We start from the raw sequence: 15,044 nt of genomic DNA, 5'->3' as shown, positions 1-15,044 counted from the left end.
GACGCCGCGTTTTGCATCTGCCGAGCGTGGTAGGGATACTGGAGGCCATTGCGATAACTCGATTGGAGGCAACAGATGAGCCAATTTCGTGTGGTAACCGACAGCATGGGCGACGTCAGAGTGCCGGCGGATGCCAAGTTTTCCGCCCAAACCCAGCGGGCATTGGACAACTTTCAGATCAGTTCGCTGACACTTCCCGACAGCTTTATTGACGCGGTATTACATATCAAGCGTGCGGCCGCCGAGGTCAATGCCGAACTGGGCGTGCTGGACGCCGAGATTAGTCAGGCCATTATCCAAGCAGTGGACCGCGTATTGGCGGGCGAATTTCGCGACCAATTTCCCGTTGACGTGTTTCAGACTGGCTCGGGTACCAGTACAAATATGAATGTGAATGAGGTGGTGGCGACCCTCGCGAGTGAGATGTCTGGCCTGTCCATCAGTGCCAACGACCACGTGAATATGAGCCAGAGCAGCAATGATGTCGTGCCGACAGCGATACACTGCAGCGCTGCCATTAAGCTACAGGAAATATTGATCCCAGCGGTGAAGCGTTTGCAGGCGACGATTGATGAACGCGCTGGCGATATGACAGGCGTAGTCAAAACGGGCAGAACACATTTAATGGATGCCATGCCGATGACACTTGCCCAAGAGATGTCGGCGTGGTCTTGTCAGCTTGAGAAAGCGCAGGTGCGTCTGCAGCATGTCCTGTCGGAATTGCGGCTGTTAAGCCAGGGCGGCACGGCGGTCGGTACCGGTGTGAATGCGCCGCAGGGCTTTTCGGCGGCATTTTGCGAGGTGATTTCTCGCAACACCCATACCGATTTCCGGCCGAACAATAATTTTTTTGAGGGTATCTCCTGCCAGGACACGGCGGTGTCGGCATCGTCGCAATTGAAAACGCTGGCGGTGGCTCTGACGAAAATCAGTAATGACTTGCGCTGGATGAACAGTGGGCCGCTCTCTGGGCTTGGCGAAATTCAGCTGCGGGCGCTGCAACCGGGTAGCAGTATTATGCCGGGTAAGGTAAATCCGGTGATTCCCGAAGCGGTAGCGATGGCTTGTGCGCAGGTGGTCGGCAATGATGCCTGCATTGCCATGGCAGGGCAGTCGGGGAATTTTCAGCTCAATGTGATGTTGCCAGTGATTGCCTATAACTTGCTGCAGAGTATCGATGTGATGGCGTCGTCATGCACTGCTTTGGCCGATCAGTGCATTGTTGATTTCCAGGTAAATCACCAAAATCTGCAGGCTGCCCTGGCTAAAAACCCGGTGTTGGTAACGGCATTAAACCCGCTTATTGGCTATTTAAAAGCGGCTGAGATTGCAAAGCGAGCATACAGCGAGCAGCGCGATATACTCGATGTTGCCGAAGAGATGACACCATACACTCGTGAGGAATTATTAGACTATCTCGATCCGGAGCGGCTTACTCGTGGTGGCTTACACGCCTAGTTTTTTCTTCCAGCGCCATCAATATAGGCTGAAGCGCATTGCCTACCTTAGCCGCCATCGCAGGTTGTGCCTGGGCGTTGGGGTGGATGCCGTCATTTTGCATTAGTGTGGCGTCACCGGCGATGCCTTCGAGTAAAAAGGGTAGCAGCGGCAGCTCGTGTTCCTTAGCCAATGCCGGGTAGATGTTCTCAAACCCGAGGCTGTAGCGCCGCCCATAGTTGGGCGGAATACGCATTCCCACAAGGAGTATTTTTGCGCCGCTTTCTCTGCTCAGGGTGATCATTTCGCTAAGCGTGTTGCGTACACGTGATAGTGGATAGCCCCGCAAACCATCGTTGCCACCTAGCTCGAGCACCACGACGTCGGGGGCGTGCTCTTGCAGCAAGCCCGGCAAGCGCTGCAGGCCACCTTCGGTAGTTTCGCCGCTAACACTGGCATTAATAATGTTTGCACGGTCTGCTAAGTCGCGGGCAAGTAGGGCGACCCAACCGTTTTCAGGTGCCATGCCATAGGCGGCGCTGAGGCTATCACCGAGAATAAGTAGTCGCGGGTTACTGCGGTCCTGAGCATGGAGCGATACACTAAACGCAAAGCCGCAGGCAACGACCAGCAAATGCAGTACAGGAAGGCGAATGATAAAAGTTGAAAAGCTCAGCAAGACAGTCCCCAGTGGTGATGGCGAGCTACGAATACTGAAAGGGATCGATCTCGAAATCAAGGCGGGGCAGAGCGCGGCGATTGTTGGGCCGTCTGGGTCAGGGAAATCTACGTTGCTCGGGCTATTGGCTGGCTTGGACTCGCCGAGCGAAGGTGACGTTTTGCTTCAAGGCCAGTCTTTAGCCTCTATGAATGAGGATCAACGAGCGGCACTGCGAGCACGCTCGGTGGGGTTTGTGTTTCAGTCCTTTCAGCTGCTGCCCTCACTAACGGCACTGGAGAATGTGATGCTGCCGCTAGAGCTGGCAGGCATGGAGGCCCCGAGACAGCGCGCGACGAAGCTGCTTGAGGAGCTGGAGTTAGGACATCGGCAGCAACACTATCCGCGGCTGCTTTCCGGTGGTGAACAACAGCGGGTAGCGATAGCGCGGGCTTTTGCCAGTGAGCCCGCGATCCTGTTTGCCGATGAGCCAACCGGCAATCTTGATGCGAAAACCGGCGCTCATATCACCGAGCTGCTGTTCAGCTTGAACCGAGACAAAGGCACTACATTAGTACTGGTGACCCATGAGCAGGGCCTGGCAGACCACTGCCAACGAGTGTTTGAAATGCACGATGGTGAGTTGTCAGAATTACAGCGGCAACGCCCATGTTGATGCTCAATCAATGGCTGCGCGCCTGGCGCGGTGGCGAGCTGGGCTTATTATGTATCGCACTCAGCCTGGCGGTCGCAAGCGTTAGTGGTATTGCCGGTTTCTCAGAACGTTTACAGGCGACGATGGCGACGCAAAGTCGCACCTTTTTGGCTGCCGACCATGTGCTGACTAGCCCGCGGCCGATCGAACCGGAGTGGTTAGATAAAGCCCGCTCTGAGGGCTTGCGCACGGCGCAGCTTGTGGCATTTCGCACAATGGTCTACGCGAGTGAAGAGATGCTGCTGGTGTCTATGCGGGCGGCTTCCTCACCCTATCCATTGAGGGGCGAGCTTCGCGCAGCCAAGCAGATGTTTGCCGATGGGGAGGGGGTTGAACACGGACCATTGGCAGGGGAAGTTTGGCTGGATTCACGGGCGATGGCGACGCTCGGTATTACCCTGGGCCAGACCGTTGAGGTAGGGGAAAAAGCGCTAGTGGCAACGCGGGTATTGGTTGATGAGCCCGACCGCAGTTCTGCGTTGAATATATACGGCCCTCGCGGGCTAATGAATCTGGAAGACCTCGACGCCACTGAGGTGGTTCAGCCCGGGAGTGTCGTGGACTACCGCTACCTTTTCGCCGGCGATGACACTGCATTCGCGGCATATCGGCAAACCCTCGGTACCAGTCTGCTGCCCGGGCAAAAGTGGTTGAATATCGAAGACAATCAGCCGGCACTGGCCAGCGCTCTGGAGCGCGCAGAAGAGTACCTTCTATTGGCAGCCAGCCTTACCCTGGCACTGGCGGGCGCCGCCATTGCGCTGGCTGCCCAGCGCTACGGCCAGCGCAACATTGACGCGGTGGCCTTAATGAAAACCCTGGGCGCGAGTCGGCGATATATCTTACTGCACTACCTTCGGCAGCTACTGCTGGTATTGCTACTTGCCTCGGTGCTGGGAGGCTTGGTTGGCGTTGCCGTGCAATACTTGTTGTTTGCCAGCCTAAATGACCTGGTGTCTGCAACCCCGCCGGCTGGAAGTTTACGGCCGTTTTGGATGGCTATTGTCAGTGCAGCGTTGTGCCTGTTGTGCTTTGCCATGCCACCGATAGTGCGTTTGAGTCGCGTATCGCCCGTTCACGTGTTGCGCCGCGATGAATCGCTCGCGGGCGGCGTTCGCCTTGCCACCGCTGCCGGGGCTGTGGGCTTAGGGCTGCTGATGTACTGGTATAGCGGTGATTTCTCACTGGTTGTTGCGCTGATGCTGGGCTGTTCAGTGTTACTTGTGGCGGCGGCCGGCGTCGTACTCATGGTATTGACAGGTATTCGTCGCCTTAGCCGTCGACTGCCGGGCAGTGCTCAACGCTTGGCTGTGTCGAGCATTTATCGGCGGCGATACGCCAACGCTTTTCAAACTGCCAGCATCGCCCTTGCTTTGATGGTGCTGGTGAGTTTACTGCTGCTACGGGAATTACTCCTTAAGGACTGGCAGCAACAGGTTGCTGAGGATACGCCAAACTACTTTTTGATTAATATTGCCGATCGTGATGTCGAGCCCCTGGAGGCCTTTCTCGCTGACCGCAGTATTCACCACGAGGGCTTGTATCCCATGGTCCGTGGTCGCCTCGTAGAAATCGACAATATGCCATTGCAGGATATTGAGGGCTTGGAAACCCGAAATACGGGTGTGGACCGCGAGTTGAATCTCAGTTGGTCAACGGTGCTGCCAGAGGATAATCAGCTAATTGCTGGTCAGTGGTGGAGTCAGGCTGCTGAGCCGCAGCAGACAAACCCTGTGTCAGTGGAGCAAGAATTGGCTCAACGCCTCAATATTACTGTGGGCACTGAGTTGCGTTTCAACGTCGGTGGCAGAGACTTAACCGCGACGGTTGCGAGTTTACGGCAGCTCGACTGGGCAAGTATGCGTCCGAACTTTTACTTCCTGTTTCCAGAGGACGCGTTGCGCAGTTATGCCGGTAGCTATATTACCAGTTTTTACCTCGACGACTCACAGCGCCCGCTGTTGGTCGATTTGCTCGGCCGCTACCCGACGGTCAGCCTGATTGAAATTGGCGCAGTACTCAAACAGGTTCAGGGCGTGGTTGCGCAGTTGTCTCGTGCACTGGCTGTGGTGCTTTTGCTGGTGCTGGTGAGCGCCTTACTGATTAGCGCTGCAAATGTGATGCTGAGCTTCCAAACTCGCAAACAGGAAAATGCGCTGCTGCGAACCCTGGGCGCCAGAAACCGTTTTTTATTCGCGGTGGTTATTGGCGAATTTGCGTTGCTGGGCGCACTGGCCGGAGCGGTTGCTGGGCTGGGTGCCAATTTTTGTTTATTTTTTATTCAGCGCTGGGTCATGCAGTCAGAAGTGCTTCTCTATTGGACGGCAATACCGCTAGCGAGTGTGGCGGGGGCTGGCATATTAGCACTGCTGGTGTTGACGAGTAGCCGAAAAATGTTGCGCAGCTCCGCGACAGCGTTACTGCGCGGAGCGTGACTGAAGGCTAGGCTGAGGCCTTCTGCGCCGACTCTGGAGGGTAGTGCGTTGACTCATCAGGCAGTGTCGAGATGTAGCTCGGGTCCGTGCAGAGACCCGCGATCATCATGCGCATAGATTTTTCAGCTTGAAGGTGCAAATCGCGGTGATAGCCATAGGTGTCTGCGTGATCCAGCATCAGAGTGGTTACGCCGTGCACGGCTGCCCATACCGTGTGGGCAATAGATGCAACGTTATCTAGGGGGCGAAGCTCGCCGTTGGCGAGGCCACGCTCGACGCCCGCGCGCACTTTATAAATCGCTTCGCGGCCGGCCGCAAACAATTCGGGATATTGGTTGCGAGGTTGCAGGGCTGGGCCGAACATCAGGTGAAATAGTTCAGTGTGCTCACGGGCAAACTTTACATAGGCCAAGCCAAAGTAGAGTAAGCTTTTGTCTGCCCGGGGCTCTTCTTCACTGGGGCGCCCCATTTCAAAAAAGCGTTTAAAGCCCTCTGTTGCGAGGGCCGCGAGTAGCGCATTTTTGTCGCGGAAATGGCGATAGGGCGCCGTCTGCGATACGCCGATTTCACGGGCGAGAGCACGCAAGCTCAGATCGCGGACGCCGCCCTCGACCAAGTGTTTTTCTGCAAGCTCCATCAGCTCTTGACGGAGATTGCCGTGGTGATAACTGGAGGATGTATTGCTGGCCATAAGGTCACTTCTAAATTGATGCGACAGCAATGTTGACAGCTGGGAGTGGGCTTGTCATCTTTTTTTCACGAAAATGCGATTTTTGCCCCAAAGCCGTGACAAAGCCCGAAATTCGACGGTTTTCGTGGCCGACTTCGATAATTTAACGGCCGATATTGTCGGTGCTCAGGCGCAATTCAGGCCGCTATTGTTTGGGTGGGCGCTGTTGCAGTGTCATGTTTCAGGAGAGAGAAAATGGACTTAGGTGTGAGTGGAAAGGTCTTTTTGTTGGCGGGTGCCAGTAAGGGGCTGGGCTATGCCATCGCCGAGAACCTGGCCCAAGCTGGCGCAACGCTATTATTGGGTAGCCGCGATGTACAGCGAACCCAGGCATCGGCAGCGCAGTTAGCGGAACGTTACGGCACCCGCGTTGTGGGCGCGGGCCTGGATATGGCTGATGCAGAGAGTATTCGCGCTTGGGTAGCTCAAGGCGTGGAGGAGTTTGGTGAGGTGAATGGAGTCTTGGTCAATGCCGGCGGACCACCGCCCGGGGGCTTTGACGCGTTTACCGATGACGACTGGCAAAACGCATTTAACTTAACCCTGATGAGTGCGGTACGCCTAGTGAGGGAAACCCTGCCTCACCTGCGTAACGCGGGCGGGGGAGCAATTTTGATGCTGACGTCGTCGTCGGTAAAAGAGCCGATCGATTTTCTATTACTGTCCAATGTGATGCGTTCGGGCGTCAGCAGTTTGGCAAAGAGTTTAAGTCGCTCCCTGGCTGCCGACCAAATCCGCGTTAACAATTTGATTCCGGGGATAATCTATACAGACCGAATAAAGTCGCTGGATGCCAATCAAGCGCAGATGAGAGAAGTGGCGGTGGAGCAGCAACGGGCCGCGAATGAGGCGTTGATTCCGCTCGGGCGCTACGGTGAGCCGGAGGAGTTCGGTCGCGCCGGTGCATTTCTACTGTCGGATGCGGCCAGTTACATCACGGGCGCATCGTTGGTGGTTGATGGCGGTACGATGAAATCCCTATTCTAGGGTTTGCTCATACTCATTGAATTGCACCGGCTGGCGGTTATTTTTGGCTCCAGCCCTTCGGCTTGTGGCTAAAAATCCACCACTTGTCGTTTATGTGGAATGACCAGAGTTCTCTTATCATTCCTGGATTGGCGAACTTTTAGCCGCAACAGACGTGGCGTAATCAGTGTGAACAGGCTCTAGGGCAAGTCTTCAGTTGAGTCGCTCCGCAAGCCTATTTTGCTGATGCGCTTGCCTTTCATCTCTGCGACCGTCCAGATCATGTTCTGCCATCGAATGTGGTCGCCCAACACCGGTTTGCTGGACAATCGCCGAGATAAAAATTGCGCGAGGGTGAGGCCGGCATTCTTGTCGCTGACCTTCAAGTTATACAGCTGGGCAATATCGGCTAAGCGCGCATCTGCTTGGAGAATAAAGTCGCCGAAGAAGCGCATATCCAATCCTTGCGTTGGCGCCTCGCTAAACAGCTTTCCAAGTGCTGGCAGGTCTGCATCGTGTGCGATGACACAGAGAATATCACCGCTTAGGAGCAGTGTGCTGCCGCTTGGGTGGAGGAGCTGTCGGTCGCGGAATAATGCCGCGATCCGCGTATTCTCGGGCATATGCAGCTGCTTTAATGGCCGACCGATATACCATTTGTCCGCAGCCAGGGTGTAGACGAAGAGCTCCCATTGACTGGCGATATGTACCTCAAGGCCAACGCGCGAAACCGGGGCCGGCGTTGCGGGCACGACGACATCGGCGCGTCGCGCCGCCCAGCTCAGGCTGCTTCCCTGGAATAACAGCGATACTAAAACGATAAAAAAGGCGACATTGAAGTAGAGTTGGGCGTCTTCCAAGCCTGCCATCATCGGGAATATCGCTAGGATAATAGGTACGGCGCCGCGTAGCCCAACCCAGGCTATAAAGGCCCTTTCACGCAGGGCAAAGCTCCTGAAGGGGATTAAGCTAGTGAATACGGCGAGCGGCCGTGCAAAGAAGATCATCCACAATGCCAGTGCCAGGGCAGGCAGGGTCACTGCAAATAACTCGCTTGGGGTAATTAATAGTCCCAGCACCAAGAACATAGCGATTTGGCTGAGCCAGGCCAGACCGTCGAACATATGCAAAATACCATGGCGGTTGCGCACCGGGCGATTCCCCAACACCAAACCACAAAGGTAAATAGCGAGAATGCCGCTGCCGCCAGCAGCGGTGGTGAGGGCATAGATAATCAGGCCGCCGCTAACAGCCAGCAGGGGATAAAGGCCACTGGCGAGCTCCATTTTATTGATTAAGCGCCACAGCAGGTAGCCGCCGCCGACACCCAGGCCGATTCCCAAGCCGAACTGCCACAGTAAATCCACTGCCAGTGATAATGAGAGTGGTTGGGCGCTGCGCAGTAATTCAATAAGACTGATCGTCAGGAACATCGCCATCGGGTCGTTGCTGCCCGACTCTATTTCCAAGGTGGCGCCAACCCGCTCATTGAGGCCTTTACCGCCTAATAGCGAGAAAACGGCTGCAGCATCGGTGGAGCCGACGATGGCGCCTATCAGCAGACCCTCCATCCAGGTGAGAGGGAAAAGCAGGGTGGCGACCCAGCCGGTGAGCGCTGCGGTAATCACAACACCAAAGGTGGCGAGTGACAGTGCGGGCCAAAGTGCGACTCTAAAACTGCTTATTCGCGTGCGCATGCCGCCATCAAGAAGGATAACCGCCAGCGCAAGGTTGCTAATGAGATAGGCGGTTGAAAAGTTGTCGAAGCGAATGCCTCCCGGGCCTTCTTCGCCGGCTAGCATGCCGACGCCCAAAAAGATGAGAAGAATTGGAATGCCCAGCCGAGAGGAAACGGAGCTAACGAGGATACTGGCTGCGACGAGGCTGGCGCCGATCAGAAAAAGGGTGTTGATGCTGGCAGCGTCCAAGGGAGTCCTATCTGGTTGGCATTAAAACGCTAATTAAAGCGAGAGTGTAGGGGCGCTGTCAAAAGCGATACGTCAGGATACGAAAGGTCAGCAGGGCTGACCTTTCTCCCATGAGGGGCTTATTCAGTAGTGTGATCGTCGTATTCGTCTTTGACTTCTTCTACGCCCTCTTGGTAGGAATCTCTGGCGCTTTCAAAGCTTTCATCAACGCTTTCAGCCGCTTCTTCAACGGGGCCCTCGTTGCGGTCGCACGCAGTCAGGGCAACCGTGCCACCGAGTGTTATCGCAACCATTAAGATGCCTCGTCCGAGAAAAACATGATCAAAAAATGACGTGAATTTCTTCATATGAATACGCTCCATAGTTGTTAGGTTTCGGGCGTCGATGTTCCTTGCGCCTCGCTGTGCAAACGCTGACGACGGGTATTTCTGTCGGTAGCTCTTTTGCATTGGCCATGTCGCGACATGGTGTAGCTGTGACGCAAATTCAGCGGTTTTGTTCCTTTACCTTTGGCCAGGCTGCCGCATATGGGCGGGAGTGAGGCATAAAAAAACCCGCATTGAGCGGGCTTTTTCACAGCAGGTAAAGAGTGATTATCTCTCTAAGTACTGGAGTTTATCTGGTTTTCCTGCCCATTCTTCTGCGTCGGCCGGAGCATCTTTCATTTCTGTGATATTCGGCCAAACCTCTGCGAGCTCGGCATTCAACTCAAGAAATACTTGTTGATCATCGGGGAGTTCATCTTCCGAGAAAATGGCTTCTACCGGGCACTCGGGCTCACACAGTGCGCAATCGATGCACTCATCTGGGTGAATAACCAGAAAGTTCGGGCCTTCGTAAAAACAGTCAACAGGACATACTTCCACACAGTCTGTGTGCTTACACTTGATGCAATTTTCACCTACAACAAAAGTCATTTTGGTCAGCCCCTTACTCTCTGACTGTGAATCGGCAAGCGCGCATTGTAACACCAGGAAAAAATATCGGTACAGCGTCAGCCTTAACAATAATTTAGGTGTACATAATTTGTTTTACTGATGAGCTGATATTGATCACTTATCACCCAATTCTTTGAGCTGATAGAGGGCTTCCAATGCTTGGCGGGGCGTCAGCGCGTCGGGGTCGATGTCTGCCAGTGCCTCGTCGACTGCTGAGAGGGTGGGGCTGGCAAACAAATCCGCCTGCGGGCCACTGGTTTTTATCACCGGGGCAATCGCCTGTTGTTCCAGCTCATTGAGTTTACTGCGAGCGGCCGAGATTACTTTTTCGGGCATTCCGGCAAGTTTTGCCACCTGTAGGCCATAACTGCGATTAGCTGGCCCTTCCTCAAGACGGTGCAAAAAGACGACATGGTCTTTGAATTCCCGCACACCGAGGTGAACATTGGCCGCGCAGGGATAGGTCTCGGGCAGAACCGTTAATTCAAAGTAGTGGGTGGCAAACAGGGTGAAGGCCTTGACCTTGTCGGCGAGTTCAATAGCGCTGGCCCAGGCGAGCGACAGGCCGTCAAAGGTGCTGGTACCGCGACCAATTTCATCCATTAACACCAGGCTATTTTGTGTGGCGTTGTGGAGAATATTTGCCGTCTCGGTCATCTCCACCATGAAGGTCGAGCGTCCGCCGGCCAGGTCGTCAGAGGAGCCGATGCGGGTGAAGATTTGATCCACCACGCTTAGCTTAGCGCGTTTCGCCGGAACGAAGCTGCCGATATGGGCCAGCAGAACTATCAGCGCGGTTTGGCGCATATAGGTCGATTTACCGCCCATATTCGGGCCGGTAATGATGAGGGTTCTGCGACGGCGATCCAGGTTGAGGTCGTTGGCGATGAAGGGTTCGTCTAGAACGCTCTCGACCACGGGGTGACGACCCTGCTCGATATCTATGCAACCACTGTCGGTAAACTCCGGTTCACAGAAGTCCAGCTGTAAGGCGCGTTCTGCGAGGTTGCTTAACACATCTAATTCGCACAGCGCGTGTGCCGAGAGCTGCAGGGCACCTAGATGCTCATTCAAACGATCCAGTAATGCTTCGTAGAGCGCTTTTTCTCGCGCCAGTGCGCGGCTTTTGCTGCTGAGCGCGCGGTCTTCGAACTCTTTGAGTTCCGGTGTGATAAAGCGCTCGGCATTTTTTAAGGTTTGTCGACGAATATATTCTGTTGGTGCATTTTCCGCCTGTGTGCGGCTGATTTCTATGTAATAGCCGTGCACACGGTTATAGCCGACTTTTAAGCTACTGAGACCAGTCCGCTCTTTTTCGCGCTGCTCCATTGCCACCAAAAATTCGCCCGCATCACTGCTCAGGCTTCGCAGCTCATCCAGCTCGGCGTCATAGCCCGGTGCGATGACGCCGCCGTCCCGAATGACCACAGGCGGATTGTCGATGATGGCTGTTTGTAATAGTTCAGCGAGTGTTGGGAAGCTACTGATATCTGCTGCAATTCCACGAATATGTTCCGTGGGAATTGCCGCTAACAGTTGCTGCAGGGTCGGCAAAATGGCAAGTGAACCCTGCAGGCGAGAAAGATCCCGGGGGCGAGCCGAACGCAGCGCAACACGCGCCAAAATTCTCTCCAGATCGCCGATGGCTTTTAGCTGTTCACGAATGGATTCAAAGTGATAATCCTGGATAAGTGCCGCGATACTGTTTCGCCTAGCTTCTAATACTACTCGGTCGCGTAGCGGGCGATGAAGCCAACGTTTGAGAAGCCGACTGCCCATTGCTGTCTGACAGCGATCAATCACGGAGGCGAGAGTGTTATCGGTACCGCCGCTGAGATTTGTATCAAGCTCGAGGTTGCGGCGGGTGGCGGCGTCCATGGCGACAGCCCGCTCGCATGCATCGTGCTGGAGTCGACGAATGTGCGGCAATTCGCAGCGTTGCGTATCTTTTACGTATTGTAACAAGCAGCCGGCAGCTGCCGTTGCGAGGGGCAGGCCGTCGCAGCCAAAGCCGGCGAGGTCTTGAACCTGGAAGTGGCTGCACAGTAATCGCAGCGCACTTTCGCTATCGAAGTCCCAAGGCGGAAGGGCGCGCCTGCCGGGTATATCTGGCAACCACTCGCCGCCAAAATCTTCGGGTATTAGTAGCTCGGCTGGGCGCAGCCGCTGTAACTCGCTTAGCAAGGCCGGTTCATTCGTCAATTCTGATACGCTGAAGCGGCCGCTGCTCATGTCGAGAACGGCTAAACCGAAAGTGTTTTCTTGTCGGCAACAGGCGACAAGCAGATTGTCGCGGCGTTCGTCGAGCAGCGCCTCATCGCTCAGTGTGCCGGGGGTGACAATGCGTGCGACCTTTCTTTCAACCGGGCCTTTGCTGGTGGCGGGGTCGCCGACTTGCTCGCAAATCGCAACGGAAACGCCATATTTCACCAGGCGAGCGAGATAGCCTTCCGCCGCGTGATAGGGAACGCCGCACATAGGAATTGGGTTTCCGCCAGATTTTCCGCGGGCTGTGAGGGTGATATCCAGTAAGTCGGAAGCGCGTTTTGCGTCATCGAAAAAGAGCTCATAAAAGTCGCCCATCCGGTAAAATAGTAATTCCTGCGGATGTTGCGCCTTGATTTTCAAGTATTGCTGCATCATCGGCGTGTGCTGGGCCAGGTCGATGCCTGCATTCATAATCACTCTCCGAACCCGAGGGAAAATCCGCTCGTCACTTTGCTGGGGAAAAGCGAGAAGTTTACGGAATGCCTCGTTGTGTCGCCAGCGTCGTGAGCAGGACTTTTTTTCAGCAGGGATTGACAACGCCTTACATAATACTGAGTATATATACAGTAATTAGTCAGCGGCCTCGCAAGTGTGGTTAAGACCACTAGCGACATAAAGAAGGGTGAGAAACTATGGACGCCAACAAACAGAAGGCTCTGGAGTCGGCATTAGGGCAAATTGAGCGCCAGTTTGGTAAAGGCTCAATTATGAAAATGGGGGATAGCTCTCGTGAAATCATGCCCTCTGTTTCCACAGGCTCATTGGGTTTGGATGTTGCCCTTGGGATCGGTGGCCTGCCGTTTGGAAGAATCGTAGAGATATATGGCCCTGAGTCGTCGGGTAAAACCACGCTGTGTTTGCAGGTAATGGCTGAGGCGCAAAAGCTGGGCAAGACAGTGGCTATTGTTGATGCAGAACACGCCCTCGACCCCCAGTACGCCGAAAAGCTTGGTGTGAACCTGGAAGATTTGCTGGTTTCTCAGCCCGACACCGGGGAACAAGCGCTGGAAATTACCGATATGCTGGTTAGGTCCGGCTCTGTCGATGTCATTGTTATCGATTCGGTCGCCGCGCTAGTGCCGAAGGCTGAAATCGAGGGCGACATGGGTGACTCTCACGTCGGTCTTCAAGCGAGGTTGATGTCCCAGGCGCTGAGAAAGCTTACTGGCAGTATCAAGCAGACCAATACGCTGGTGATTTTCATCAACCAGATTCGTATGAAGATTGGGGTTATGTTTGGTAACCCCGAAACCACCTCTGGTGGGAATGCCCTGAAGTTCTACGCGTCAGTTCGCATGGATATTCGTCGCACCGGCGCGGTGAAGGAGGGCGATGAGGTTGTTGGTAATGAAACCCGCGTTAAAGTTGTGAAAAACAAGGTTTCACCGCCCTTTAAGCAAGCTGAATTTCAAATCATGTATGGCCGTGGTATTTACCGCATGGGCGAAGTTATCGACTTGGGCGTCAAGCTGGGCTTAGTTGATAAATCTGGTGCCTGGTACGCTTATAAAGGCGACAAGATTGGTCAAGGTAAGGCAAACGCTGCACGCTTCTTGAGTGAGAACCCCGAAATCGCCAATGAAATTGAATCGGCCATTCGCGAGCAGCTGCTACCGAAGCCGACTGCTAAAAAAGCAGAAGAAAGTGTAGGGGCTAGCGAAGAGTAGCTTTGCAGCTAACTGGCTCAGGGGCATTAATGCTTGCCCCTGACTCCTTTTGACCTAACTCTCAGGTTCTTGAGGCTCTTCCTCTATTTGCAGGCTGAAAGCGTTATCAGATTTTCTGTCACTACTATTCGTATCAGGCTCTTCCTTATCGGCAGGAATACCTCTCGTACTTTCTAGTTTAATCCTAAGACGTAGGTTGTTGGACGAATCGGCGTTCTTCAACGCATCGTCAAAAGAGATTCTTCCTTCCTCGTAAAGCTTAAACAAGGCGGCATCAAAGGTTTGCATCCCCAGGTTCTCTGATTTCGCCATGATCTCTTTGATCGACTCGACGTCGCCTTTGTGAATAGCTTGGGCGACGGTTGGCGTACCCAATAAAATCTCGATAGCAGCGCAGCGCTTCCCGTCTAGGGTGGGGATTAGGCGCTGAGAGACGAAGCACTTTAAGTTGAGAGAGAGGTCGAGCAGTAATTGATTCCGGCGCTCTTCGGGAAAAAAGTTAATGATCCGGTCGAGCGCCTGGTTGGCGTTATTGGCATGCAGTGTGGAAATACACAAGTGCCCCGTTTCGGCAAAGGCAATGGCATGTTCCATCGTTTCGCGGTCGCGAATTTCTCCTATTAAAATCACATCAGGTGCCTGCCGGAGGGTGTTTTTCAGGGCTTGGTGGAAGCTGCGCGTGTCCACACCAATTTCGCGTTGATTAACAATGCTACGCTTGTGCCGGTGTATGAACTCAATCGGATCTTCGATGGTAATTATATGACCGCTGCTGTTGGTATTCCGGTGATCAATAAGTGCTGCCAGAGACGTTGATTTGCCAGAACCCGTTGCCCCAACGAATAACACCAGGCCCCGTTTTGTCATAATCACGTCTTTCAAAACCGGGGGGAGTCCCAGGGAGTCGACGTTGGGAATATCCGTGACAATATTCCTAGCCACTATCGAGATTTCGTTGCGTTGTTTAAATATATTGACGCGAAAGCGGCCAACATTAGGAATGGCGTAAGCAAGGTTCATTTCGAGCTCTTGGTCGAACTCTTTCTGTTGCTCGTCATCCATTATTTCATAGGCAATATCCCTGATCGCACCTGATGTGAACGGTTCTTTATCTAGAGGCTTTAATTTCCCGTGAAATTTTGCACATGGCGGAGCGCCGGTGCTGAGAAATAAGTCGGAGCCACCATTTTTTGCGAGAATGGTTAGGTAGTCATTGAAGTTCATTGTGGTTATAGCCAGCAGATTTTGTTTTTTTACAGTGTAACAGCAGTCGTTGTCAGACTATATTTTTTTGCAGAAGGC

Annotated in this window: 12 protein-coding genes; 5 read left to right on the top strand and 7 right to left on the bottom strand. The window is 54.0% G+C overall.

Features of this window, described 5'->3' with window-relative positions; genetic code table 11:
• Nucleotides 1–75 precede the first annotated feature (75 nt).
• Nucleotides 76–1,458 carry a class II fumarate hydratase gene (locus H573_RS0101110; RefSeq protein WP_027872660.1) on the top strand — a complete coding sequence of 461 codons (1,383 nt, stop codon included), beginning with the start codon at nucleotides 76–78 and terminating at the stop codon, nucleotides 1,456–1,458.
• Here H573_RS0101110 and H573_RS16530 read toward each other — a convergent pair.
• Complete coding sequence (locus H573_RS16530; RefSeq protein ID WP_036255431.1) at nucleotides 1,433–2,116, bottom strand: arylesterase; 684 nt, start codon at nucleotides 2,114–2,116, stop codon at nucleotides 1,433–1,435. The genes H573_RS0101110 and H573_RS16530 overlap by 26 nt on opposite strands.
• On the opposite strand from H573_RS16530, the gene H573_RS0101100 reads away from it, so the two are divergent.
• Together H573_RS0101100 and H573_RS0101095 are read left to right on the top strand one after the other, a co-directional pair.
• Nucleotides 2,091–2,771, top strand: coding sequence for an ABC transporter ATP-binding protein (locus H573_RS0101100; RefSeq protein ID WP_027872659.1), 681 nt, complete (start codon nucleotides 2,091–2,093; stop codon nucleotides 2,769–2,771). The two genes, H573_RS16530 and H573_RS0101100, sit on opposite strands and share 26 nt — an antisense overlap.
• Nucleotides 2,765–5,245 carry an ABC transporter permease gene (locus tag H573_RS0101095; RefSeq protein WP_027872658.1) on the top strand — a complete coding sequence of 827 codons (2,481 nt, stop codon included), beginning with the start codon at nucleotides 2,765–2,767 and terminating at the stop codon, nucleotides 5,243–5,245. The genes H573_RS0101100 and H573_RS0101095 overlap by 7 nt, the downstream gene beginning before the upstream one ends.
• Nucleotides 5,246–5,252: 7 nt before the next feature.
• Here the strand turns inward: H573_RS0101095 and H573_RS16525 are convergent, their stop codons facing one another.
• Nucleotides 5,253–5,936 carry a TetR/AcrR family transcriptional regulator gene (locus H573_RS16525; protein ID WP_051170802.1) on the bottom strand — a complete coding sequence of 228 codons (684 nt, stop codon included), beginning with the start codon at nucleotides 5,934–5,936 and terminating at the stop codon, nucleotides 5,253–5,255.
• A gap of 234 nt (nucleotides 5,937–6,170) precedes the next feature.
• On the opposite strand from H573_RS16525, the gene H573_RS0101085 reads away from it, so the two are divergent.
• Nucleotides 6,171–6,962 carry an SDR family oxidoreductase gene (locus tag H573_RS0101085; RefSeq protein WP_027872657.1) on the top strand — a complete coding sequence of 264 codons (792 nt, stop codon included), beginning with the start codon at nucleotides 6,171–6,173 and terminating at the stop codon, nucleotides 6,960–6,962.
• A gap of 179 nt (nucleotides 6,963–7,141) precedes the next feature.
• Here the strand turns inward: H573_RS0101085 and H573_RS0101080 are convergent, their stop codons facing one another.
• From H573_RS0101080 to mutS, 4 genes are all read right to left on the bottom strand, one after another.
• Entirely contained in the window at nucleotides 7,142–8,869 is a 1,728-nt protein-coding gene (locus H573_RS0101080) for a potassium/proton antiporter (protein WP_027872656.1), read from the bottom strand.
• 119 nt (nucleotides 8,870–8,988) lie between these two features.
• On the bottom strand, nucleotides 8,989–9,216 hold the full coding sequence (locus H573_RS0101075; RefSeq protein WP_027872655.1) for a hypothetical protein: 228 nt from the start codon (nucleotides 9,214–9,216) through the stop codon (nucleotides 8,989–8,991).
• Nucleotides 9,217–9,462: 246 nt separating this feature from the next.
• The gene (gene fdxA / locus H573_RS0101070; protein WP_027872654.1) at nucleotides 9,463–9,786 is read right to left on the bottom strand and encodes a ferredoxin FdxA; all 324 of its coding nucleotides are present in this window, start codon (nucleotides 9,784–9,786) and stop codon (nucleotides 9,463–9,465) included.
• Nucleotides 9,787–9,921: 135 nt separating this feature from the next.
• Entirely contained in the window at nucleotides 9,922–12,486 is a 2,565-nt protein-coding gene (gene mutS / locus H573_RS0101065) for a DNA mismatch repair protein MutS (protein WP_027872653.1), read from the bottom strand.
• Between the two features lie 221 nt (nucleotides 12,487–12,707).
• Here mutS and recA point away from each other — a divergent pair, with 221 nt between their 5' ends.
• Nucleotides 12,708–13,742: a recombinase RecA gene (gene recA, locus H573_RS0101060; RefSeq protein WP_027872652.1), complete on the top strand. Its 1,035-nt coding sequence runs from the start codon at nucleotides 12,708–12,710 to the stop codon at nucleotides 13,740–13,742.
• A gap of 54 nt (nucleotides 13,743–13,796) precedes the next feature.
• On the opposite strand, the gene H573_RS0101055 is transcribed toward recA, so the two are convergent.
• On the bottom strand, nucleotides 13,797–14,966 hold the full coding sequence (locus H573_RS0101055; protein ID WP_027872651.1) for a PilT/PilU family type 4a pilus ATPase: 1,170 nt from the start codon (nucleotides 14,964–14,966) through the stop codon (nucleotides 13,797–13,799).
• Between the last annotated feature and the right edge of the window lie 78 nt (nucleotides 14,967–15,044).

The sequence above is a fragment of the Neomelitea salexigens DSM 19753 genome (assembly GCF_000422345.1).
In the GTDB taxonomy this organism is placed as follows: domain Bacteria; phylum Pseudomonadota; class Gammaproteobacteria; order Pseudomonadales; family Spongiibacteraceae; genus Spongiibacter; species Spongiibacter marinus_A.
The sequence above is the reverse complement of the archived record's forward strand: the minus strand, read 5'-3'. Positions and strand labels throughout refer to the sequence as shown.

Bases quoted from the DNA above. Each gene is read 5' to 3' on its own strand.
- H573_RS0101110 (WP_027872660.1), top strand. From the start codon at position 76: ATGAGCCAATTTCGTGTGGTAACCGACAGCATGGGCGACGTCAGAGTG.
- H573_RS0101100 (WP_027872659.1), top strand. From the start codon at position 2,091: ATGATAAAAGTTGAAAAGCTCAGCAAGACAGTCCCCAGTGGTGATGGC.
- recA (WP_027872652.1), top strand. From the start codon at position 12,708: ATGGACGCCAACAAACAGAAGGCTCTGGAGTCGGCATTAGGGCAAATT.
- H573_RS0101095 (WP_027872658.1), top strand. From the start codon at position 2,765: ATGTTGATGCTCAATCAATGGCTGCGCGCCTGGCGCGGTGGCGAGCTG.
- H573_RS16525 (WP_051170802.1), bottom strand. From the start codon at position 5,936: ATGGCCAGCAATACATCCTCCAGTTATCACCACGGCAATCTCCGTCAA.
- H573_RS0101075 (WP_027872655.1), bottom strand. From the start codon at position 9,216: ATGAAGAAATTCACGTCATTTTTTGATCATGTTTTTCTCGGACGAGGC.
- mutS (WP_027872653.1), bottom strand. From the start codon at position 12,486: ATGAATGCAGGCATCGACCTGGCCCAGCACACGCCGATGATGCAGCAA.
- H573_RS0101085 (WP_027872657.1), top strand. From the start codon at position 6,171: ATGGACTTAGGTGTGAGTGGAAAGGTCTTTTTGTTGGCGGGTGCCAGT.
- H573_RS0101055 (WP_027872651.1), bottom strand. From the start codon at position 14,966: ATGAACTTCAATGACTACCTAACCATTCTCGCAAAAAATGGTGGCTCC.
- fdxA (WP_027872654.1), bottom strand. From the start codon at position 9,786: ATGACTTTTGTTGTAGGTGAAAATTGCATCAAGTGTAAGCACACAGAC.